The 22,888-nt window shown below is 33.5% G+C and carries 20 protein-coding genes; 3 read left to right on the top strand and 17 right to left on the bottom strand.

Annotation, left to right across the window (positions count from 1 at the left end; translation table 11 throughout):
* Positions 1-2: 2 nt before the first annotated feature.
* The 3 genes from def to BM153_RS06390 are packed head-to-tail and all read right to left on the bottom strand — an operon-like array spanning position 3 to position 4,211.
* The gene (gene def, locus BM153_RS06400) at positions 3-479 is read right to left on the bottom strand and encodes a peptide deformylase (RefSeq protein ID WP_092871896.1); all 477 of its coding nucleotides are present in this window, start codon (positions 477-479) and stop codon (positions 3-5) included.
* A 30-nt stretch (positions 480-509) separates the two neighbouring features.
* A complete protein-coding gene (gene priA, locus BM153_RS06395; protein WP_092871894.1) occupies positions 510-2,732 on the bottom strand; it encodes a replication restart helicase PriA in 2,223 nt (740 codons plus the stop codon).
* 18 nt (positions 2,733-2,750) lie between these two features.
* The gene (locus BM153_RS06390; protein ID WP_092871892.1) at positions 2,751-4,211 is read right to left on the bottom strand and encodes a UDP-N-acetylmuramoyl-L-alanyl-D-glutamate--2,6-diaminopimelate ligase; all 1,461 of its coding nucleotides are present in this window, start codon (positions 4,209-4,211) and stop codon (positions 2,751-2,753) included.
* A gap of 311 nt (positions 4,212-4,522) precedes the next feature.
* Here BM153_RS06390 and pyrB point away from each other — a divergent pair, with 311 nt between their 5' ends.
* Together pyrB and BM153_RS06380 are read left to right on the top strand one after the other, a co-directional pair.
* Positions 4,523-5,443, top strand: a complete 921-nt coding sequence (gene pyrB, locus BM153_RS06385) for an aspartate carbamoyltransferase (protein WP_092871890.1) — start codon at positions 4,523-4,525, stop codon at positions 5,441-5,443.
* Positions 5,437-5,880, top strand: a complete 444-nt coding sequence (locus BM153_RS06380) for an aspartate carbamoyltransferase regulatory subunit (protein WP_092871888.1) — start codon at positions 5,437-5,439, stop codon at positions 5,878-5,880. Before pyrB ends, BM153_RS06380 begins: the two co-directional genes overlap by 7 nt.
* 106 nt (positions 5,881-5,986) lie before the next feature.
* Here BM153_RS06380 and BM153_RS06375 read toward each other — a convergent pair whose 3' ends face one another.
* The 7 genes from BM153_RS06375 to BM153_RS06345 all read right to left on the bottom strand — a co-directional run bounded on the left by BM153_RS06375 (position 5,987) and on the right by BM153_RS06345 (position 15,302).
* A complete protein-coding gene (locus BM153_RS06375) occupies positions 5,987-6,745 on the bottom strand; it encodes an amino acid ABC transporter ATP-binding protein (protein ID WP_092871886.1) in 759 nt (252 codons plus the stop codon).
* 12 nt (positions 6,746-6,757) lie between these two features.
* The gene (locus BM153_RS06370; RefSeq protein ID WP_092871884.1) at positions 6,758-7,408 is read right to left on the bottom strand and encodes an amino acid ABC transporter permease; all 651 of its coding nucleotides are present in this window, start codon (positions 7,406-7,408) and stop codon (positions 6,758-6,760) included.
* Positions 7,409-7,417: 9 nt separating this feature from the next.
* The gene (locus BM153_RS06365) at positions 7,418-8,245 is read right to left on the bottom strand and encodes an amino acid ABC transporter substrate-binding protein (protein WP_092871882.1); all 828 of its coding nucleotides are present in this window, start codon (positions 8,243-8,245) and stop codon (positions 7,418-7,420) included.
* 99 nt (positions 8,246-8,344) lie between these two features.
* Positions 8,345-9,580, bottom strand: coding sequence for a hypothetical protein (locus tag BM153_RS06360; protein ID WP_092871880.1), 1,236 nt, complete (start codon positions 9,578-9,580; stop codon positions 8,345-8,347).
* A gap of 26 nt (positions 9,581-9,606) precedes the next feature.
* A complete protein-coding gene (locus BM153_RS06355) occupies positions 9,607-10,440 on the bottom strand; it encodes a hypothetical protein (RefSeq protein WP_092871878.1) in 834 nt (277 codons plus the stop codon).
* A gap of 38 nt (positions 10,441-10,478) precedes the next feature.
* Positions 10,479-11,723 (bottom strand): DUF5716 family protein, encoded by a 1,245-nt coding sequence (locus BM153_RS06350; protein ID WP_092871876.1) that lies wholly within the window; start codon positions 11,721-11,723, stop codon positions 10,479-10,481.
* An 18-nt stretch (positions 11,724-11,741) separates the two neighbouring features.
* Entirely contained in the window at positions 11,742-15,302 is a 3,561-nt protein-coding gene (locus BM153_RS06345) for a DUF5717 family protein (protein WP_092871874.1), read from the bottom strand.
* Between the two features lie 193 nt (positions 15,303-15,495).
* Between BM153_RS06345 and BM153_RS06340 the strand changes: the two genes are divergently transcribed.
* Complete coding sequence (locus BM153_RS06340) at positions 15,496-16,590, top strand: pyridoxal phosphate-dependent aminotransferase (protein WP_092871872.1); 1,095 nt, start codon at positions 15,496-15,498, stop codon at positions 16,588-16,590.
* On the opposite strand, the gene folK is transcribed toward BM153_RS06340, so the two are convergent.
* From folK to BM153_RS06305, 7 genes are all read right to left on the bottom strand, one after another.
* Positions 16,576-17,391: a 2-amino-4-hydroxy-6-hydroxymethyldihydropteridine diphosphokinase gene (gene folK / locus BM153_RS06335; RefSeq protein ID WP_092871926.1), complete on the bottom strand. Its 816-nt coding sequence runs from the start codon at positions 17,389-17,391 to the stop codon at positions 16,576-16,578. The genes BM153_RS06340 and folK overlap by 15 nt on opposite strands.
* A gap of 20 nt (positions 17,392-17,411) precedes the next feature.
* Entirely contained in the window at positions 17,412-18,221 is an 810-nt protein-coding gene (folP, locus tag BM153_RS06330) for a dihydropteroate synthase (protein WP_092871869.1), read from the bottom strand.
* Between the two features lies 1 nt (position 18,222).
* Positions 18,223-18,702: an HD domain-containing protein gene (locus tag BM153_RS06325; protein ID WP_092871867.1), complete on the bottom strand. Its 480-nt coding sequence runs from the start codon at positions 18,700-18,702 to the stop codon at positions 18,223-18,225.
* Positions 18,703-19,257, bottom strand: coding sequence for a GTP cyclohydrolase I FolE (gene folE, locus BM153_RS06320; protein WP_092871865.1), 555 nt, complete (start codon positions 19,255-19,257; stop codon positions 18,703-18,705).
* 2 nt (positions 19,258-19,259) lie between these two features.
* Entirely contained in the window at positions 19,260-20,564 is a 1,305-nt protein-coding gene (locus tag BM153_RS06315; protein WP_092871863.1) for a bifunctional folylpolyglutamate synthase/dihydrofolate synthase, read from the bottom strand.
* Between the two features lie 202 nt (positions 20,565-20,766).
* A complete protein-coding gene (locus tag BM153_RS06310) occupies positions 20,767-21,588 on the bottom strand; it encodes a Cof-type HAD-IIB family hydrolase (RefSeq protein WP_177205597.1) in 822 nt (273 codons plus the stop codon).
* Positions 21,581-22,888, bottom strand: a complete 1,308-nt coding sequence (locus BM153_RS06305; protein WP_092871859.1) for an ATP-binding protein — start codon at positions 22,886-22,888, stop codon at positions 21,581-21,583. The genes BM153_RS06310 and BM153_RS06305 overlap by 8 nt, the downstream gene beginning before the upstream one ends.

Below are 22,888 nucleotides of genomic sequence, written 5' to 3'. Positions count from 1 at the left end.
GATTACTCCTTCTCTTCCGAAATTTCTTCTACATCACATAGTTCACCTTCGACTTTTTCAACATATAAAACTCCATCAAGATGGTCTAATTCATGGCATACAGCTCTGGCAAACAATTCTTCTGCCTCTATCTCAATATCTTCAAATTTTTCATTTTTTGCCTTTACTTTTACATAATTAGGTCTTGTTACTATTCCTACTTTTCCGGGTACGCTAAGGCAACCTTCATCTCCGGTCTGAGAACCGTCACTTTCGATTATTTCAGGATTTATAAGGCATACAGGTTCTCCTGCATCAATAACAACTATTCGTTTAAGAATACCTACCTGTGGAGCAGCCAGTCCCACACCGTCTGCTTCATACATAGTTTCAAACATATCTTCTATAAGTTCTGTGATTCTTGGAGTAAGTTCTGTTACTTCTCTGCATTTTTTACTAAGTACCGGATCTCCCATTGTTCTGATATTTCTAAGTGCCATTTCTATATCTCCTTCTTATTTGCGCTTGAATTAATAAGTTAAGGGATCGAAATCATATACAATTCCAACATCTTTTGGCATACGATTTTTTGCCAAAAAATCATCGATTCCTTTTCTTATGTCTTTTAGTGTATCATATTTTATTGTTCTTACATAAATCACTTTTTTATATACATCCTTGATTTTGCCTACCAATGGACTGGCAGGGCCTAAAACAAGTGCATCTTTCCCGATTAAGGATGTAATCGTCCCCTTTATTAAATCCCCTGTTAAAAGGGCATCCATCTCATTTCTTGAATTTATTATTATCATAAGCATATGGGTAAATGGCGGATAATCCATTAATTTTCTAAAAGCAATTTCTTCGTCATAAAAACCTTCATAATTACAGGAGGCTGCATTAACAATACTGTAATTATCTGGGCTGTATGTCTGAATCACCGCTTCCCCGTCATCACTGCTTCTTCCTGCCCTTCCTACCGCCTGAGTTATAAGAGAAAAGGTTCTTTCATTTCCCCTAAAATCCGGGCTGTAAAGGGATAAATCCGCAGCCAGTATACCTACCAGGGTAACATTCTTAAAATCATGCCCCTTTACTATCATTTGGGTTCCTATAAGTATATCCGCTTCTCCCTTTGAAAAACTCTCTACAATTCTTTCATGACTTCCTTTTCTTTTTGTGGTATCTGCATCCATTCTCATAATTTTTGCTTCAGGAAAGTCATTTGCCACAAGTTTTTCAATTTTCTGGGTTCCGGCTTTAAAACCACCGATATATTTCGAACCGCAAGTGGGGCATTTTGTAATACTTTTTGTCTCGTAACCGCAATAATGGCAAACCATTTTCTTTCCATTATGTTCTGATAAAGCCACATCACAATGGGGACATTTTATGACTTCACCACAGCTTCTGCAGGAAACAAAACTTTCATATCCCCTTCTGTTTATAAAAAGCATTATCTGCTGGTGTTTGTTTAATCTATCCTTCATTAAAGCCTTTAGCTTTTCACTGATAATTGACCGATTTCCCCTGTTAAATTCTTCCCTCATGTCTACAATATGTACCGTAGGAAGTTTTCCATTATTCATTCTTTTATTTAATTTGTAAAGTTTGTATTCGCCCTTTAAAGCATTATTATATGACTCTAAAGATGGCGTTGCCGAGCCCAAAACAACTTTTGCATTACACATTAAAGCCCTTTGTATGGCAGTGTTTACGGCATGATATCTTGGGGTTATTTCACTTTTATAAGCCCCGTCATGCTCTTCATCTATTATTATATATCCCAAATTTGAAAAAGGGGTAAAAAGTGCTGAACGAGGTCCTATTACCAAATCCACTTCACCCTTCTCAGCCCTTAAAAACTGATCGGATTTTTCTCCCGCTGAAAGTCTTGAATTTATAACAGTCACTTTGTTTCCAAATCTTTCATAAAATCTTTTTACATTCTGATAGGTAAGACCTATCTCCGGAATCAGCAATATAGACTGCTTTCCATTTTTTATCCCGTCAGCGATAATTTCCATGTAAATTTCGGTTTTACCTGAACCGGTAATTCCATGAATCAGATATGCTTTTTTATTCTCTTCATCATTGATAATATCGTCAGCTATATTTTTTTGCTCATCACTTAAAATTATGGAATATTTACTGTTTTCCTGATTTTTAACCGGATTTCTATAGTCCGGTTTTGACGATTCTTTGATAACCTCCCTTTTTAGAAGGTCATTTACATTTGACTTTGTGACACTTGCTTCTTTTAAAGCAGTTTTTTCCTTGGTACCGGAATTTGAAATGATATATTTTAATAATCTGGCTCTTGCCGTATAATGTTTGTTTTCATATTGAGAAAGTAAATCAAGTGCTTCTTTTTCAGATATGTTTAAGAATAAATACCTGTCTTTTTTAACCTCCATATGTCTTTTCACGGGAAGTACTGTTTTTAAGGCTGCCGCCATGGAAGAGCCATAATTATCCTTCATCCAGGCCGCAAGCATTATCAGTTCAGAATAAACATAGGTTTTTTCGTGATTAATTCTTATGATATTTTTTAATCTGGACACATCAAAATCGGGTGTGTCCTTTAATGAAATGACATACCCGTTTATCACTTTATTAGAACTGCCAAAGGGAATGTCCACCTGCATTCCCTCTTTAATCTCACTTTCCATTTGAACCGGGACAATGTATTGAAAGGTCTTATCCAAGTTCTTTGCCGTAATATCAACAATGATATCAGCATATAGTGACATATAGTCTCACCTGCTCTTTTATCTTTCGCTTAATATTTCCTGTATCAGTACCCTTTCATCCATAGGATATTTAACACCTTTTATCTCTTGATAGTCTTCGTGACCTTTTCCTGCCAGTACTATTACATCTCCCGGCTTTCCATTATTTATGGCATAGGCTATGGCCTCTTTTCTGTCACATATTTCAATGTATTCGCCATTGGTCTTTTTTATGCCAACCTTTATGTCATCTATTATATCCTGTGGCTCTTCAAATCTAGGATTATCCGAAGTAATTATGGTAAAATCTGCAAATTCTCCGGATATTTCTCCCATTTCATAGCGTCTTCTTTTATCTCTGTTTCCGCCACATCCAAATACACATACAAGTCTCTTAGGCTGGTATTCTCTCAAGGTTGTTAAAATGCTCTTTAAACTCATGGCATTATGGGCATAATCTATCATAAGGTCGAAATCGTTTGATACTTCAACCCTTTCAATCCTTCCTTTAGCTTTTGCATTAAGAAGAGATTTTTTCATAACTTCTTCATCTATTTCAAAAAATCTGCATACGGCAACTGCTGCCAAAGCATTATAAACACTGAATTTTCCAGGTAGATTTAACTGTATTTCACAATTCACAAGACCTGATACTTTAAAATCCACACCAAGTCTGCCCGGTTCATTTATAAGTTTTACATCACTGGCCTTAATATTTGCCGCATCAGAAAATCCAAAGGTCTCAACTGAGCATCTGTGTCCTTGTACAATATCTTCATAATGATCATCATCTATATTTAAAAATCCAACTTTGCACTGTTTAAAAAGCAGGGATTTACATTTTAAGTATTCCTCAAAATCCTTATGCTCTGCAGGTCCAATATGGTCAGGAGAAATATTGGTAAAAATTCCGATTTCAAATAAAATACCTGCTGTTCTATTTAGCATAAGTCCCTGAGAGGAAACTTCCATAACTACGCTGTCACATCCGGCATCATACATTTTTCTAAGATATTCATGTATGGTATAGGATTCCGGTGTGGTGTTTGAAGAAGGAATTCTTTCATCACCAATTATGGATTCTATTGTACCGATAAGTCCTGTTTTATGTCCTGCATTGTCTAAAATAGACTTTATCATGTAAGTAGTTGTAGTTTTTCCTTTTGTTCCCGTAATACCGATAACATGAAGTTTTTCAGCCGGATAGCCAAAATAAGCTGCTGAAATACATGCCAATGCATATCTTGTGTCATCTACTTTTATAACTGTAACATCATCATCTACACATACTTCGTCCTCAACAACTACAACCTTGCAGCCTTTCTTACAAACATCTTCAATGAATTTATGACCGTCTGCAACTGCGCCCTTTATTGCAACGAAAAGACAACCTTTTTGGGCTTTTCTGGAATCATATACAACTGTATTTACTTCTGCTTCTATTGTGCCCTGGATTAACTCATAATCCAGCCTTTCTAATAAATCCTCTAACTTATACATGAAAAACAGTTACTCCTTTTTAATCCTTTTATTTAAACCTACTCACGCAAATACAAGAATATCATATATAATTTTCCATTTCAACTTTGATATTTTTCTTAATTGGCCTAATTTTCTTCCTCTTTTTTTGTTTTTTAATAAAATTCTGACAAAAAAAAATTAAAAGCCAGGCTTTTTTTGTCGAAATAATCAAAAATTTTATTCCGATAAAAAAAACGGCTAAAAAAAGATTATAAAGTTGATTGAATTTTTCCTAGTTTTATTATATTATGTGAAAGATTATAAATACAGACAGACGAATGGAGGAAAATATGAGACATTTAATGAGTCCATTGGATTTTTCCATCGAGGAACTTGACAGACTTTTTGACCTGGCAAATGACATCGAGAAAAATTCCAGCAAATACGCCCATGCTTGTGATGGTAAAACACTTGCTACACTTTTTTATGAACCAAGTACAAGAACCCGATTAAGTTTTGAATCTGCTATGCTTAAACTAGGGGGAAATGTTTTAGGATTTTCCGAAGCTACTTCAAGCTCCGCAGCAAAAGGTGAAAGTGTTTCCGATACTGTTAGTGTTATTTCATGTTATGCAGATATCTGTGCTATGAGACATCCAAAAGAAGGTGCTCCAATGGTTGCTTCCATGAGATCTAAAATCCCGGTTATCAATGCCGGAGACGGTGGACATCAGCATCCTACACAGACTCTTACGGATTTACTTACTATCAGAAGTCTCAAAGGTAGACTTGACAATCTTAACATTGGTCTTTGCGGTGACCTTAAATTTGGTCGTACCGTTCATTCTCTTATTAATGCTTTAATCAGATATTCCAATATCAGCTTTACTTTAATATCCCCACCGGAACTTAGAATTCCCGATTATATCAGACAAGATGTATTAGAAAAGAATAATATTCCTTACAAAGAGGTTGTAAGCTTGGAACAATCCATGGATAATCTGGATATTTTATATATGACAAGAGTACAAAAAGAACGTTTCTTTAATGAGGATGATTATCTTCGTATGAAAGATTTTTATGTATTAAACAAGAAAAAAATGGATATTGCTCCTAAGGATATGCTGGTTTTACACCCTCTTCCAAGGGTAAATGAAATTTCTGTTGATGTGGATAATGACGAAAGAGCTGCTTATTTTAAACAGGCACAATATGGTGTTTATGCAAGAATGGCTCTTATCCTTACTTTACTGGAGGTTGAGATATGTTAAATGTTGGAAGTATCAATGAAGGATTTGTTTTAGATCATATAAAAGCCGGCAAGGGAATGTCTATTTATCACTATCTTGAACTTGATAAATTAGACTGCTGTGTGGCTATAATCAAAAATGCCAGAAGTTCTAAACTGGGAAAAAAGGATATTATTAAGGTTGAATGTGATATTAATACCTTAAATGTAGATATTTTAGGATTTATTGACCACAATATCACCATTAATATCATTAAAGATAATGCTATTTGTGAAAAAAGGAAACTACAACTTCCTAAGAAACTTGTTAATATTATCAAATGTAAAAATCCAAGATGTATCACTTCAATTGAACAGGGAATAAACCACATTTTTAACCTTGCTGACGAAGAAAAAGAAATCTATCGCTGTCAGTATTGCGAAGAAGCTTATCGAGCTTGTGATGATGACTGGATGTAATTTTTTATAATGAAACAGGCAGGATTTTGGCTTAACATCAGCCTTTTTCCTGCCTGTCTCCTCGTTTATAAAATATATACTGAAAAGTTTAGATCCTTTTGGATCTCTATCCGTAAAATCTTCCAAGGAATTCTTTAATCCTTGGATTCGAAGAGGAAAATACCTCCTCGGGAGTACCTGTCTGGGCAACTACCCCCTTATCCATAAACATTACTTCATCCGAAACTTCTTTTGCAAAGTTCATTTCATGGGTAACTATTACCATGGTCATATGCATAGCTGCCAAATCCTTTAACACATTTAATACCTCCCCTGTAAGTTCGGGGTCAAGGGCTGAGGTGGGCTCATCAAAGAATAATATGCTGGGATTTAAGGCCAGGGCTCTTGCTATAGCCACTCTTTGCTGCTGTCCGCCTGATAATTGGCAGGGATAATAGTTTTCTTTTCCTTCAAGTCCCATTTTAATCAAAAGATCCTTTGCAATTTCAACAGCTTTTTCCTTATGAATTTTTTGGACATGTATAGGAGCATCTATTATATTTTTTAAAACAGAATAATGGGGAAACAAATTAAAATTTTGAAATACCAGCCCAAAATAACTCCTTATTTTAGTCAGTTCCCCTTTGTTTGCATATACTATACTGCCGTCAGGATTTTCCCAGGCTACCTTTTTGCCCTTATAAATAATGCTACCTCCATTTATGGTTTCTAACATGGTTGCACAGCGCAAAATTGTGGATTTACCGGAACCGGAGGAACCGATAATGGACATTACTTCTCCTTCTCTTACATTTAAGGATATATCTTTAAGAACCTCTATGCTCCCGAAATTCTTTTTTATGTTGGATAAACTTAACACATTCATAGTTTCACCGCCTTATTTGTAATAATTCATCTTTTTCTCAATAATTTCCATTATTTTTGCAACTAATAAATTAAATACATAATAGAATATGGCTGCAGCAATATAAGGCATTACTGAAGCCTGTGCCGAAGCCAAAGCTTTAGCTGTTGCAAACATTTCGGATACTGCTATTACAAATGCCAGTGAGGTATCCTTTACAAGGGTTATTACCTCGTTTGTAATAGGCGGAAGTATTATTTTTATAACCTGTGGAAATATAATTCTGAAAAAAGTGGAAAATTTCCCATAACCTAATACCTTTGCGGCCTCGTATTGCCCCTTTGGCATTGATTCAATGCCAGATCTGTATATTTCTGCAAAATATGCTGCATAATTTAATACAAATCCTATAATTACAGCATAAAATCTGTAATTTGAGCTGATATTAATATTAAAAATAAAGTGTGGTCCAAAATAAACCATCAAAAGCTGTAACATCAAAGGAGTTCCCCTCATTACCGATATATACGCTTTTGAAATTGTTCGGACTATTATGTTTTTTGACATTCTGCCAAAAGAAATAACAAGTCCCAAAGGCAATGAAAATACCAGTGTCAATACAAAAATACTGACACTGGTAACCATGCCTTCCAATAATTGCAAGAAAAGCACGTTTAAGCTCATTTTTTACTCCTATTTACCAATAATACCTACATCTTCACTAAACCATTTTTCAGAAATTTCTGCAAATGTTCCGTCTTTAACCATTTCTTTTAAGGTGTCATTTACTTTATCTCTAAGCTTGGTATTTCCCTTGAGGAAACCTACACCATACTGTTCAGAAGCAAGTTCTTCATCAAGAACTGCGTAAGTATCATTTCCATCTCTTTTTGTTATTTGATATCTTGCAACTCCCACATCCATTGCAATAGCATCTACTGCACCGCTTTCAAGATCCATGAAAGCTGAATTGTAATCTGCACATACAACTAATTCTTTAAAAGAAGCCTTTAAATCAGCATTTTCTTCTTCTTCCAAAGAAGCCTGAGCTGATGAATCTGTTTGTACAGAAACAATCTTTCCTGCAAGATCTTTTGTAGATTTAATATTGTCCTTTGTTCTTACAACGAATACCTGACTGTTATTCATATAAGCATCAGACCATGTATATTCATCTTCTCTTCCATTGATTGTGAAGCCGTTCCAGATACAGTCAATTGTTCCTGATGAAAGCTCCATGTCTTTCGCATCCCAGTCAATCGGCTGAAGATTAATTTCAAGATTTAATCTCTTAGCCACTTCTGTTGCAAGATCGATATCAAAACCTGCATAGCTTCCATCCTCTTCAACATATCCATAAGGTGGAAAATCCTTGTCGAAGCCTACAGTAAATGTCTCAGCTTCAGAAGCTTTATTATCACTTGATTTCTTAGCCGGATCGTCTTTAGAATCACTACCCCCACATGCTACAAGCGACATAGTCATTAATAAACATAAAATACCTGCAATAAATTTTTTCATTTTCTACCTCCACTTTTTCATGTTAGCAATTTACCACGCTAAACTAAATACCAGATAATCCTACCATAACATGGTTTTTGTGTCAAATCATTTATAATATCAGGTATCTATCGCCTTTATCAATTCAAGAATTTTTAGCCTGTATTCCGGAAATGCTTTTGCCAAATCCCTGATTTCGTTTTTGGTTTTATTCATTTCATCAATTCCCATACTCATTTGAGCTTTAAGCTTCTTTCTTCTTTCATCAAGTAATTCCTTTATGCTTAAAAGAAGGGTAGAATCAATTAAGGCCATGGACTGACTTTCCCAAATTCCGGGATATTTAAGATATTTACTTAGTTTCTGGTTAAGAGTTTTATTGAAGAATTCAAGGTCATCTGTTGAGCGAATAAATTGTTCTTTTTGTTCCCTTGTATTGTTGTATTCATTCCAAAGATACTCTAATTCATGGCTTGAATGAACGGCAAATTTTTTGTAGGCATAGTCTACAGCATTGGTTTCATTAACATATTTTACCTTTATATGATTTAGGGCAATTATGACATAATTAAGGTTTTCATTACATCTTTTAAGATTTGCAGTATCAATTTGTCCTCTTAAAAACACAAAGGCACCAATTCCTACACATATAAAAGCGGCGATAAAATATGCCAAAGTCAATTCGCTTCTTATGTGGAAGGTTTCTTTTATGAAAAATATAAGTCCAAATGAGGCAAATAAAACTATAGGAACTGAAATCGCCAGGTATTTCAGAATCTTTAATTCATTGCCATAGTCCTCGATTTTTGTCAAAAGAAGTCCTTTTTCACCTTCAAGTCTGTCCATGTCTTTTTTTATGGTTGACTGATAGGTTTCGCTGGACATAAGTCTTTTTATGGCTTTTGGAAAATCATCTTCATATAACCTGATACGGTCAAAAGATGCATCTGACAATTTTTTTGAATACTGGTGGTATTTATTTCTGTCATCACTGACCTGCATTATTTCCTGAACCAGTTCAGTGATTTCTTTTTTATCATCCGGGGGCATTTTTTCAATGATTTGAATATCCTTTATTTTAGCTGTCAAATCATCATATTCATTTTTACAGTTTTCAACAGAATCAATGGTTTCATGTACATTTTCGCACTGTCCTAGAATATAATGTTCCAGCTGTCCCCAGTTTTCAAATCTGCTTCTGTACCACTTTTTCTTAGAGTTTTCATCAGAAAGGTCAATTTCTTCAACAACTTTTTCCTCTGTTTCTTCTTCAAAAACTTCCGGTAACACCTCTATAAGGTCTTTTTTTATTTTTTCTTTATCACCGTTTCGCTTAAAAAAATCAAATATCCCCATTTTTTTCTCCTCTTACGAATTATGCGCTAAAAGGGCGTGTATTCTTTTTTTCTTTGCTCAAGCATTTTTCTCAACTCTGTATAATACTTTCCAAAATCTCCCTCATCTCTGGAATCCATAAGCTCCTTGACTTTTTTTATATTCTCTTTTGCTCCTTCTTCATCCATCATGTTTTCCAGATAAACTTCCAGTTCAGCTGCATCCTTTGGAGTAATTTTCTTATCAAAAAACACTCCGTCTTCACCAAAAATATCATCTTTATAAAATCTTAATGAAAAAAGATACTCCTTAAAAGTCTCTTGGGATTTATTGTAGGAATAGCCTATCTTATAGTATCTTGCAGCCTGTCCGAAGAGAAATAATCTGGCATAGGCACTGGCAAGATTATGATAAGCATTTCCATACTCTTCATTTGACACTGTTCTGTCCTTTTCCCCTTCCAAAAGCTTATTGTACTCTATAATACTGTTAATATACTGGTTTCTGTTAAACATCTCATCTGCTTTGGCTTTTCTTCTGAAAAACACATTTTTACTGGATATTTTAAGGAGAATATCCCTGATTTTTCTCTTTTCTTCTTCGTTGAAAAAATTATTGGAATAGACAATTTCTGCAGCAAACTCCGCAACTTTCCCCTGTTTTCTTATTAATTCACGAAGTGTGTTTCCAAGTTCTTCCATCCCCAGTTCATTTTTAATAAAGTTACACAGTTCAACATTCATAAAACTTTCATCCAACAAATACGCATTCTGACTGATAAAATAGCTCAGCTCTTCTATGGTGAAAATCTTTATTCCTGCTTCCTTTATGTAATAAGGAGTTTTTGCAATCACACTATTGCATACTAAAACCTTTCCCACTTTATTTCCTCTTTTCCTAAACTTTTGCCATCATTTTTTTAGAAAGAAATTTCTTCCTGCCATTCTAACAGATTACTGACACTAAAATCTCCAAATCCCAAATCTTTAAAATGCAAAACTACATTTTTTTCGTCAATAAAATCCAGACTTATACGAAGTCTTGTTTTAAAACCGGGACTATGACCTGCTCCCTGTATCTCAAATTCCTTTGTATCAGCCACTCTTTTTCCCACAGTATAAACCTGAAAGCTAATTTTATATTCATCTATGGCTATAACATCCTGTTCTTTAACACCTTCATAGATACATCTTCCGATTTCGCATAGTTGCAGACCGTCCTTTAAATCTGAACTGTTTAAAAAAATACTTCCCTGTAACTTGTGCTTTCCAGCGTATATGCCTCCTGAAAGGTTTGAGCAAAGGGCAAAATAGCAAGCTCCCAAAGCAAAAATACTTTCTCCCACAAATGCTTTTCTTCCCTTACAAAGTACTCTTTTAGACTCCCGCATCCAGTAATTATTATTAAAACCACCTGTCAGGTATATTCCGGAAACCGAATCGCTTCCGATGACTTTTACTAAAACCTCACTAAAAAGGGAATCAAAATATGATAAATCTTCATCATCTAAAGAGGCATTTTCCCCAAAGAGCTCATCTGCATCTTTTTCCAGTACTTCGAAATATTTTTCTCCGGAAAACATATATCTGTTAAATTCGTAAAGGTAGAAATGTCCCTCCAGAAAATCAAATAATATAACCTTCTGACTCCAAATATTCTTATCCTGATTTACCACGAAATAGAAGGTGCTTTCCTGGTAATCAGTAATATGTATGTTCTCCTTTGAATAACCTGCCTTTACAAATTCAGACTTAAAAAAATCATATATTTCCCTGTCTATGTGCCTTAAGACAATACCTAAAACAATATCTTCCAACTCATAATTTTTAGATACCAGTCTAACCAGCTTTTTCGTAAAATAAATCAATAAATCTCCAGCATGATATACATCATCGCCTATTTCCACATCTTCTTTGTTTAGGGCCTTGTTTAACAGATTATCTACTAAAAAGCCTTCTCCGTCTTCAACGGTTTTAATGGCTTCTGTCCCATAAGTCCAGGAAGCATTATCATACCGGTTGCACAAAACCGTAGGTATAAAAAAACTTTCTCCGCCTATTATTGTACTAAAAGACTTGGGACTTGTCATACTTGAATCTTTATAACAAATCTGGGTATATTCATTTGTTATGTCCAAACCTATGTATATTTTTTTTCTTCCCATATGTCTCCTTTAGCTTTTTTACATTAGTTTAAATATTTTGCGTGTTACATAACGTTTATTTTCAAATTCACTGACTATGGATTCTAATGAATCTCTGTCATCCATATCTATACAAAAATCTATCTCATTTATGTAATCAAATACATTTTCAACATCCTGAAGGTCGTTATTGGTCTTTCTTATGGAGCCACTTTCCACAATTTTTTCCCCTTCTTCATTTTTTTCAGTAATGTAATACTGTAATATATCCTTGTAAAAAATTGAAAAAGCCTTGGAAAAAATTCCCGGAATAACACATTCCATTTTTTCTTTTATGTATAAATCTTCTCCATCTTCTCCGTTCATGTAATGATAATTTATGTATATCTGATTGTCAGGATCAGATTTGTACTCAATAAAGTTTAAACTGTTAAACATATATCCCTTTATCAGCTCATAATCAAAATCCTTAAAGAAGTTTAAGAATATATTCTTACTTGCAAAAAAGTCAAGGTACTTGGTAATTTCTTCTTCTTTATGAAGTTCTTTTTTAACTGAAAGATATTTAAGATATGCAAGTTTACAAATGTTAAGTATAAAATGCTCATTATTTGTTTCATCTTTTTTCAATTCTTCCTCCACTGCCTCGAAGAAGTCTTCTTTTAAATCAATATCTTTTAGTATGTAATTATATGAATATGAGGCAAAATAAGCCTTGGTTGTGGTATTCCTTCCGGCATATTTATAATAATCAATAAATATATTCTCAATTTCAGCTATGCTTTCTCCGGTAATAAGGGTTTTTTCCACTATTTTTTGAGCTAGATTTTCAGCAGCTATTTCTTTATCCATGGCTGCATTGTAAATCATAATCATGTTATTTATGAAACCATTATAATTTTCCACAAGATACCTTATAACAGTTTCATCTCTTGAACCTTCGGAAAAAACATGGTAGCAAAGCCAGGTAAGGAAATAGTCATATTCGTAATCCTTTATATGAACTATTCTCATAGCCAGATCTGAGAGTTTTTCATTATCCCAGTCATTACATCCGTTATTCGAGATAATTTCATAAGCTTCCTCATAAAAACCCTTTTTATAATACACTTTAGCAAGAGAGTTCTTTGTGGAAGGATTAAGCTTAATTTTTTTAAATGCCTCAACAAAATTTTTAAAGTATTCAAGAGTGTCACTTTCCATGTAATATTTTGTTACATCATTTGCAATTACATCTTTATAAGAACTGCTTATTTCCTCTAAGCCCAAAGCATTACTTTCGTAAATAAGTCTTTCAAAGCCTGAAATACCGAGTTTTTTTCCTTCTTCCAGCGCCATAACCAAAACCTCGGCATTATATGGTGCCATTCTTAAACTTCTTTTCAACAGTTCATCAAAATTAATCATTTTTGTCAAAAAGAAGGTGGTTTTTGTACAGGTTCTAACTCCATTTTTATCGATAAATACCAGAACATAATCTTTTGAAAGAAGTCTGATATAGGAAATACCGTTTACAACATCATAAGTATAAACCCTGTTGAATTTTGAATAAACAACATTAACGGTGATAATGTCCTTATTGCCGATAACAAGTTTATAATAAGATGCCATATGAATAATATCTTCCACTGTTTCTTCAGTAATCATCTGGCTGTAAACCACATGGTTATACAGCTTTGCCAGATTGGCATTGATATTTCTCTTTTCTAACTGATCTCTGACAAATTTATCAATAGACTTTGTATATGCCTTATACATATCAGGATATTTATCTTTGACTTTAATAAGATTTGCATACAGGTATGCTTTTCTTTTATTGTCAATATTGGAATTGTATCTAAAATACATAAATACAACCTTTGGCAGTTCCCTTTTTTCATTTAAATCAATGGAATTGATATAATATTCATAAATTCCCGTGATTCTCATGTCTTTTTCTACTGCTTTTTCATACCAGACAAGACTGCTGCTGTCTTTTCTGTCACATTTAATCAAATACCTGCACATAATGCTGGTAAAGGTATCATTTTCATATTTTTTCGCACAATACATGGCGATATCAAGCACCCTTGGATTATAAACCTTATAACCGGAAATCATACTCATAAATCTGTTGGCAGCTTCAAACTCTAAGGAGTCTTCCTTCATCATTCTGTAGAAAATATAAACGATGGTTCTGTCAAGATTTACCACTACAAGTGGATCTTCATTTATAAGATTTATCGCTTCTATTAGTATAAGGGGTGCGCAGTTACCTTTTTCAATAAATTCATAAATTGCATTAAATTTTTTGTAATTGTCCTCATATTCATCATCTATGTATAATAAGAACCACAAAATCTGGTAATTATTAGGAATTTTTTGGTTTATACTTCTTATTTCTTCCTTGTACTGTCTTATAGCTTCCCCGTCATCCGCCGTTAAACATCTGATATATAAACCATAGGCTCTAAGAACATCCTCGTCACCATCATACTCTTTAAAAAATCTGTCTGCTAAAAGAATAGCCTCCTGGGAATTCTTTTCAACATCCCCCATAAGCAAAAACTGAGCTCTCATAAGGGTGTAAAGCCAATTATCAGGCTCTAACTGGGCAAGATCCAAAATATGCTCCATTGACCTTTCAAGCCACATGGAAAGGGAGAGGTTGTTAAGTCTAAACTCCTTATAAAGAGTTAAAAGTTCAACCTTTGCAACTTGTCTTGTATGGGAAATTTCGCTAGATTCTCCTACAGGAATTTCCTTTTCTATATTTACTTTAAGAGTTTTTGATTCATATGCTGAAGATACTTTAATTTCTAACTGATAATTTTTGCATTTAATTTTTGAAAGATCCACAAAAGCTTTATAATTTAAAACAAGCTCATTATCTTCTTCCTCTTGAGTATTTTTTTTAACGGAAAGAATATTATAATTATCTGTTTCAATTCTTATATCACAATAACCCCAGTTATCTTTTATAACCGAGAAATCAAATTCATATTCTTTTAAATCTGAAAATTTTATTGTGGTGGAGCTGGTAGAAAGTCTAAAGCCAACCTTATCTTTAAGACTTGCCGCAACTAAAAATTCCTCCAGATCCTGATACAAAGGGTTATTTTGTCCAAATGCTTTGTATAAAAGCCTTAACTGGTCATTTTCCAGGGCATTTAAAAACTTTTCGCTTTTAAACAGCTCAAAGCCTGCTTTAAAATCCTTTTTCACCAGCTGACAAAAATCCTTCATATCTTTTATGTTTTCATCTATACACTCTTTTTTATCCACTATGGTGACTCTTAAAGGCAATATAAACTCACCGCAATCGGTAATTATATATACATTTTCATTAAGCTTTTCCCCTGCTTTTAATGCCGTAGCGGTAAAATCATATTCAATATTTAATTTGTCTCCATCGGATACTATTGAACCTAATCTGAACCTAAAAGTAGATGAATATACCGTTCCTTCCAACTTAAATTTTCCTGTACTGCTAATAACAAATCTTCCGTGATATATATCATCTTCCGCAACTTCAAACTCCAGGTCATCATAGGTAAAATTAACCTTTGGCTGTTCAAACCTGAATTCTCCGTTAGATAGTTCTTCAATTCTCTTATACAAACTCTTCACCCACTTATAGTTATAATAATTTTATAAAATAAATTAATTTTCTGTAAATTCATACAGTTCAATAACTTTAATTATAAATTAAACACTTTTATAAAGCAAGATGTATTGTCTTTTTAATTCTGCATGATTATAATAGAATTTATCTAAAAAATGATTGAATTTTTAAAAATGTAGGAGGGCAAAAATGTCTGAAAAAAATACCCCTTTTCACGGAAGTGATTTAGAAAAAATTGAAAAAATTTATAAAATCAAGAAGGAAGAGATAATTAGTTTTAGCTCTAATGTAAACCCTCTTGGAATTTCTGATAAATTAAAGAAAGAACTTTCTTTAAAGCTTGACTGTCTTTCTAATTATCCTGACAGAGAATATGTTGAATTAAGACAGGCTATGGGAAATTACTGTCAGATTAATCCGGATAATATTTTTTTAGGAAATGGAACTTCTGATTTAATTTCAAAATTCATAAGACTGATTAATCCATCCAAAGCTTTAATTCTTGGTCCTACCTACTCAGAATATGAAAGAGAGGTTAAACTTTGCAATGGCGAGGCTAAGTATTTTGAATTAAAAGAAAGTGATGATTTTAAGTTAGATTTTGATGCTTTTGCAAAAGAACTATCTAACTGTTATGACCTCTTGGTTATATGCAACCCGAATAATCCTACATCTTCTGCCATTGACAATATTACCATCAAAAAAATACTTGATTTATGTAAAGAATATAATACTTTCCTTATTATCGATGAAACCTATGTTGAGTTTTGCTCACAGGTGGATAAAATAAGCAGTGTTAAACTTACACAGGATTACGATAATCTTTTGGTACTAAGAGGTGTTTCCAAATTTTTTGCTGCTCCGGGATTACGCCTTGGATATGGAATTAATTCAAGTGATAGTTTAAAAGCTCAGATAGAAAATAAAAAAGAGCCATGGAATATTAATACTTTAGCAGAAGAAGCCGGAAAATTAATGTTTTCCGATAATGAGTACATTGAAAAAACAAAAAATTTAATTTCACAGGAAAGAAAAAGACTTTACGAAATATTTTCAAAAAGCAGTCTCTATAAACCTTACAGGGCCGAAGCAAATTTCATTCTTTTAAAGATACTTGATGACAACATAAAAAGCGGATATATCTTTGAAAAAGCAATTAAAGAAAAGATGATGATAAGGGATTGCCAAACATTTCCTTTCTTAAATGATTCCTATATCCGCTTTTGTATATTAAATAAAAATGACAATGATAAACTTGTAGAATGTCTTTTATCTGTCAGATAACTGCTCAGATAACTGAGTCATTGTTTTGTTTAGTATGGGATGTCTGAAATTTGGTGCTATTTCCTTCATTGGAAAAAGAACAAAATCTCTGTTTTCCATATCTATATGAGGAATTACCAGTTCATCATCTTCAAAAATCAGTTTATCATAAAATATAATATCTAAGTCCAATGTTCTTGGACCCCATCTTATGATTCTTTCCCTGTGAGCTTCTTTTTCGATTTCATGAAGTCTGTCAAGAAGTTCATGGGGAGTAAGTAAGGTATCAACCATGGTACAGGCATTTAAAAAATCCGGCTGATCTGTATAACCATATGCCTTTGTCACCATATATTCAGAAGTTTTTAATACTTTTATCTTGTCACAGTTTAAGGATTTTAAACCATTATCCAAATATGCCTTGGAATCTCCCATATTAGAACCTAAAGCTATAAAAGCTCTATGCCAAGATCTTTTTATGGTAATAGATGCAGTTTCCAAAGGAAGCCCTATTGGAGCCCAAGGTTTTTTTATGGTCAGTTCTATACTCTTTAATAATTCAAAATTCAACAACATCTTTTCAGCCAGTCTTTCCACTACGGTTTCAATAAGCTTAAAAGTATTATTTTTCATGAAATCAGTAATATACTGACAGATTTCACCATAATTAAGAGTATTATTAAGATCATCACTAAGACCTGCTTTTCTGATATCAACCCCCATTTTGGCTGATACTAAAAACTTCTGTCCTAAAAAGTTTTCTTCCGGAAAAACGCCATGATTGGCAAAGATTTCCAGATTATTTATATTCACATAATCCATTTTTTCACCACTTATAAGCATTAAGAATTAAGAACTGCTTTTGTCATAATAATTGCTCTGTTATTGGCAAATACATCATGAACTCTTACAAATGAGCATCCTTTTTCCACTCCCATTACCGTAGTAACCAATGTTCCCTCTACTCTGTCTTTTGGAGTCTTTGTTTCATAGGTTTTTGCAATTACGGATTTTCTGGAGGTTGCTAAAAGAACCGGATATCCAAATTGTTTTAACTGCTCTACTTTATTTATTACTTCAAGATTGTTTTCATAGGTTTTTCCAAATCCTACACCCGGATCAACGATTATTCTTTCATCTTTAATTCCGGCTTTTTTTGCTATATCTATACTTTCTTTAAGATCTGCAAGTACATCTGGCATAAAATCGCCATAATCCGTATTATCACGGTTATGCATTATACATACACAAACATCTTCTTTTGCAACCACTTTTGCCATCTTTGGATCATATTTTAATCCCCAGATATCATTTACCATGTCTGCTCCCGCTTCTATAGCTGCCTTTGCAACACCGCTTTTGTATGTATCTATTGAAACCACCGTATCAAATCTTTCTTTTATTGCTTTTATAACAGGAACCACTCTGCTTATCTCTTCTTCGTCGCTGATAAGTGTATATCCTGGTCTTGTAGATTCTCCTCCCACATCTATTATGCTTGCACCTTCTTCTATCATCTTTTCAGTATGATTTATAGCTGCTTCAATATTATTAAAATCTCCACCGTCTGAAAATGAATCCGGAGTAACATTTAAAATCCCCATAATATATGTATTATTCCATACATCAAATTCTTTATTTCCTATTAACATACTAATAAAATACCTCGTAATTTTTTTCTTCATTTGTCCATTTACAAGAATCCTTTGCAGCACATAAAAAACAGTTTCTTGAGAGCTTATCCGCAAGTTTTATAACTGACATCAGATTTGTAGGTTTTTCCAAATCTGCTCTTCCCCTGTGATTTAAAATGGTATCTGTTACAAGTTTTATCTCTTCATTTGAAAAACCGTATTCAGGCATAATTTCTCTAGCGAAATCAGCCCCAGCCAAATCATGGGGAAGTTCAGGCTCAAAAGCTCTTCCTATGTCATGCAAAAAAGATGTCACGTAAATCAACTCTTTATCAACATTTAATCTTTTTTCACATACAATTAAACTTGATATCCTCGCCACCGAAAAAAGATGTTCATAACCATGACAACAATAAATTCTGTCTTTTTCTTTTTTACTAATAATGTCCATGGTAGCTTTGTATTTTTTTGAAGATATCAATCTGTTAAATCTTTTCATTTACTTTACCATCATAAAAAACTGGTTTTTAAGATCTGTATTATTTACAAATTCACCTCTGCATACTGTACTTACAGTCTGACTTCCCGGTTTTTTAATTCCCCTCATAGTCATGCAAAGATGCTCACCTTCAACCATTACCATTACACCCTTTGGCTGAAGATATTTTTCTAAGGCGTCAGCTATCTGTGCTGTCATCTGTTCCTGTAACTGAAGTCTTTTTGCGTAAATATCTACTGTCCTTGCCAGTTTACTAAGTCCTACAACTTTTCCGTTTGGGATGTAGGCAATGTGGGCTTTTCCAAAAAACGGAAGCATATGATGTTCGCACATAGAATAAAAGGTAATATCCTTTTCCACTACCATTTCATTGTTTTCTGCTTCAAAAACCTTAGAAAGAGGCTTTGCAGGATCCATTTCCATTCCGCCCATTATCTCGCCATACATTCTGGCAATTCTGTCTGGAGTCTCCCTAAGACCTTCACGATTAATGTCTTCACCGATTCCTTCCAAAATAAGCTTTACACCCTGCTTGATTTTTTCTTCGTTTACCATAATTATTTTTCCCCCTTGTACTCCTTTAAACTTCTTACTACGTCTCCAAGATAATAAAGTGACCCAAAAGCAAGTATTGCTTCATCTTCCTTTGTATTTTCCATGCTTAATTTTATCGCTTCATAGATGCTTTCACAAGCTGTCACATTTTTATTGACTTTTGAAATATCTTCTGCCAGTTCTTTAGCATCCAATGCTCTGGGATTTGGTGGAGTTATAGTATAAATCTTTTGTGGGATATCCATCATTGTATCAATGATTTTTTTGTACTCCTTATCTGCCAGGACACCTATGATAAAGGTAATATTCATTCCCTTCAAATAGGTCTCAACAGTCTTTTTAAGTTTTACGGCTGCATCTGCATTATGTGCACCATCGACTATAAATAAAGGTTTTTCAGACAGTTTTGTAAATCTTCCGACTAACTGCGTATCCTTTATTCCTTCTTTAATATTGCTTAAAGTAATGTCAAATCCGGCTTCTTTTAATGCCAAAGCCGCTTCGATTGCCAATGAGGCATTTTCAAGCTGATATGTTCCCAGCAGTCCTGTTTCAACATCTTCTATTGTCTCTTTGTTGTTTTTGTAAGAAAAATGCTGGGTTAAAAAACCATGTTTTATATCATATATATTACATTTTTTAGCAACTCTTAACTTAATATCCAGTTCATCAGCTTTTTCTTTCAAAACTTTCATAGCCTGAGGCTCTTGCTGCAAACAAACCGCCATTGCACCTTTTTTCATTATTCCGGCCTTATTTTTTGCAATTTCTGCAATGCTGTCTCCTAAAACATCCATATGATCTAAGCTGATTGAAGAAATTGCACTTAAAAGTGTGTTATTAATAAAATTGGTAGCATCAGTTAATCCGCCAAGTCCGGTTTCAATTATAACAATGTCACAATTTTGCTCTTTGAAATACAAAAATGCCATAGCAGTTTCTATTTCAAAAACTGTGGGTTTATCGTCTTCTTCACCAAATTCATTATTAATAATGTCTGCCAACTTACTGATAAGTGATGCGACCGCATCTTCCGAAATTATCTCTCCATTAATCTGGATTCGTTCCCAGTAGGTTACAATAGTAGGGGATGTATAAACTCCCACTTTGTAACCTGCTTTCTCTAAGATTTTAGAAATAAATGCAACCGTAGATCCTTTTCCATTGGTTCCCGCAACGTGAACTATCTTTAGCTCATCCTCCGGATTTGAAAGTGCCTTCATCAGCCTCTTGACTCTCTCAAGCCCGTAAACCCGACCCCTTAACGAGGCATTTTGCAGGTACTCATTTGCTTCATCAAAATTCATAGTGTTCCTTACTCTCCTTAGATAGATTGTAATACGTGATAAATTTGATCATCTACCGCATATATTTGATTTTTTTCCTTCCCCTTATACGGGATACCTATCTTTGCTAAAATATAGCTTATTTGTGTCTAAAAAACAATAGCAAATTAGTGAATTTAACACAATTTGTTAAAAACAACGATTTTTCTTTAATTCTACAATACTATCTGCACAAAATCATTTTCCTTATTACTTCAGCCACTCCGCAGTGATTATTATCATTTTCAGTAATGTAATCGCTGGCAAAACACACTGGCCTTTTTGCGTTTCGCATAGCAATACCGGTGCCGGCTTTTTCAATCATTGATATGTCATTTTCCCCATCTCCAACGGCATAAGTATCAGATAAAGGAATTCCCAAATAATCCGCCAGATATAAAACTGCTTCACCTTTTGTAGCTTTTAACGGACAATATTCCAGATAGAAATCTTCAGAAAAAACGCTGTTAAATTTTCCTTTTTCATAGTCTGCATGGGCTTTTTGAAAAGCCAATAAATTTTCCTTGCTATCAAGGTCTACCAAAATAAGCTTATTTGGCTCTTTTGTCAAGGATTTTGTAACATCTTCAACGATTTCATAGCCTATTTTTGAGCGTTTTGAATAAAAATGAAGGCCCGGCATATCCGATTCACACACTATTTTTTCATCTGTGTAGGTTTGAATATGAATACCTGCTTCTTTGGCATAATCAAACATCTTTCTGACCTGATCAAAAGGGATGGTCATATCAAGTATCTTTACTTTGTTTTTACAGTCATAAATAACTGCACCATTATAAAATACAGCATAACCTCCTCTGGAAAACATATTTAATTCTTCTAATATAGGCATTGCTGACACAGGATGTCTGCCTGTGCTTATAATAATGTCATGTCCTTTTTCAACCATTTCTTCTATGGCTTTCTTATTTTCTAAAGGAATCTTTTTTTCTTCATCTAATAATGTTCCGTCAAGGTCTAAAAATAACAATTTTTTATTACTCATTTTTTGAATCCATCTCCAACTCATAACTCAAATAATCAATAAACTGTCTGGCACATCTTCCTGACATCCCTCCGTGGGATAATTCCCACTTATTTGCTTTTAATATAAGCTCATTTTCATCAATTTTTATATTACTTTTCTTTGCCAGTTCTATAACTATGTTATTAAATTCTGTTTTATCCGGTTTATCGAAATAAATACTTACTCCAAATCTTGATGCCAAAGATAACTTTTCTGCTATGGTATCATTTGAATGCAGGTCATCATCTTTTTCACTCTTATCAGAAAACTTTTCCCTTATCAGATGTCTTCTGTTGGAAGTAGCATAAATAATAACATTTTCCGGCTTTTTTTCCAGACCTCCTTCAATAACAGCCTTGAGATATTTATATTCTGTCTCAAATTCTTCAAAACTTAAATCATCCATGTAGATTATAAATCTGTAATTTCTGTTTTTTATTTGAGATATTATCTCTAAAAGGTCTTTAAACTGATATTTATAAATTTCTATTATCCTTAAACCGTCTTCAAAATATTTATTCAAAATCGCCTTGATACTAGAGGATTTTCCAGTACCTGCCGCTCCGAATAAAAGACAGTTATTAGCATTTTTGCCTTTTATAAAAGCTTCAGTATTATCAATAAGCTTTTTCTTTGCACTTTCATAACCAATAAGGTCACTAAGCTCAACTTTTTTTACATTATTAATTGCAACAATGGACACTTTCTCATCCTTATTAACAACTCTAAAAGCCTTATGAAGCCCAAACCTTCCAACACCATATTTTCTGTAAAATTCCATTACTTCCTTCATGAAATCCCGGGAATTTTCTGCATCGGAAAGTTTTTTAGCTAACTTATTTATTTCTTTGCTTATCTTATCATTATAGGAAATCCTGTCTGTATTGGTATTTTCAAAATCTGTTATCAGGTCTTTTTTTATGCCGTATTTTCTAAACAGCTCTTCAACTTTTGTATTAAAAACCTGGTATAGTAACTCAAAATCATATTTTGCAATAACTACTATACTACCATTTACAGATTCTCTGTGCTCTGCCTCTAAGGAAAAAGAATTCTCATTTTCAACTAATGAAGCAGTTATTAAAAGATGCCAAAGATTTCCCTTCAAACCATGCTCACAGGCTATTTGTACAAGATTTCCCAAGCAGTTGTAAAGAAGACATTTGTTTTCTTCATTTATTTCCCGATATGAGATATTTAAAATATTATTAATAATATCCCCGTATTTTAAGTTTTTATACAATATCAGGCTTTGTATATTTAACTTATTATCCAACAT

Source organism: Acetitomaculum ruminis DSM 5522, assembly GCF_900112085.1.
Classification (GTDB): domain Bacteria; phylum Bacillota; class Clostridia; order Lachnospirales; family Lachnospiraceae; genus Acetitomaculum; species Acetitomaculum ruminis.
The sequence above is the reverse complement of the archived record's forward strand: the minus strand, read 5'-3'. Positions and strand labels throughout refer to the sequence as shown.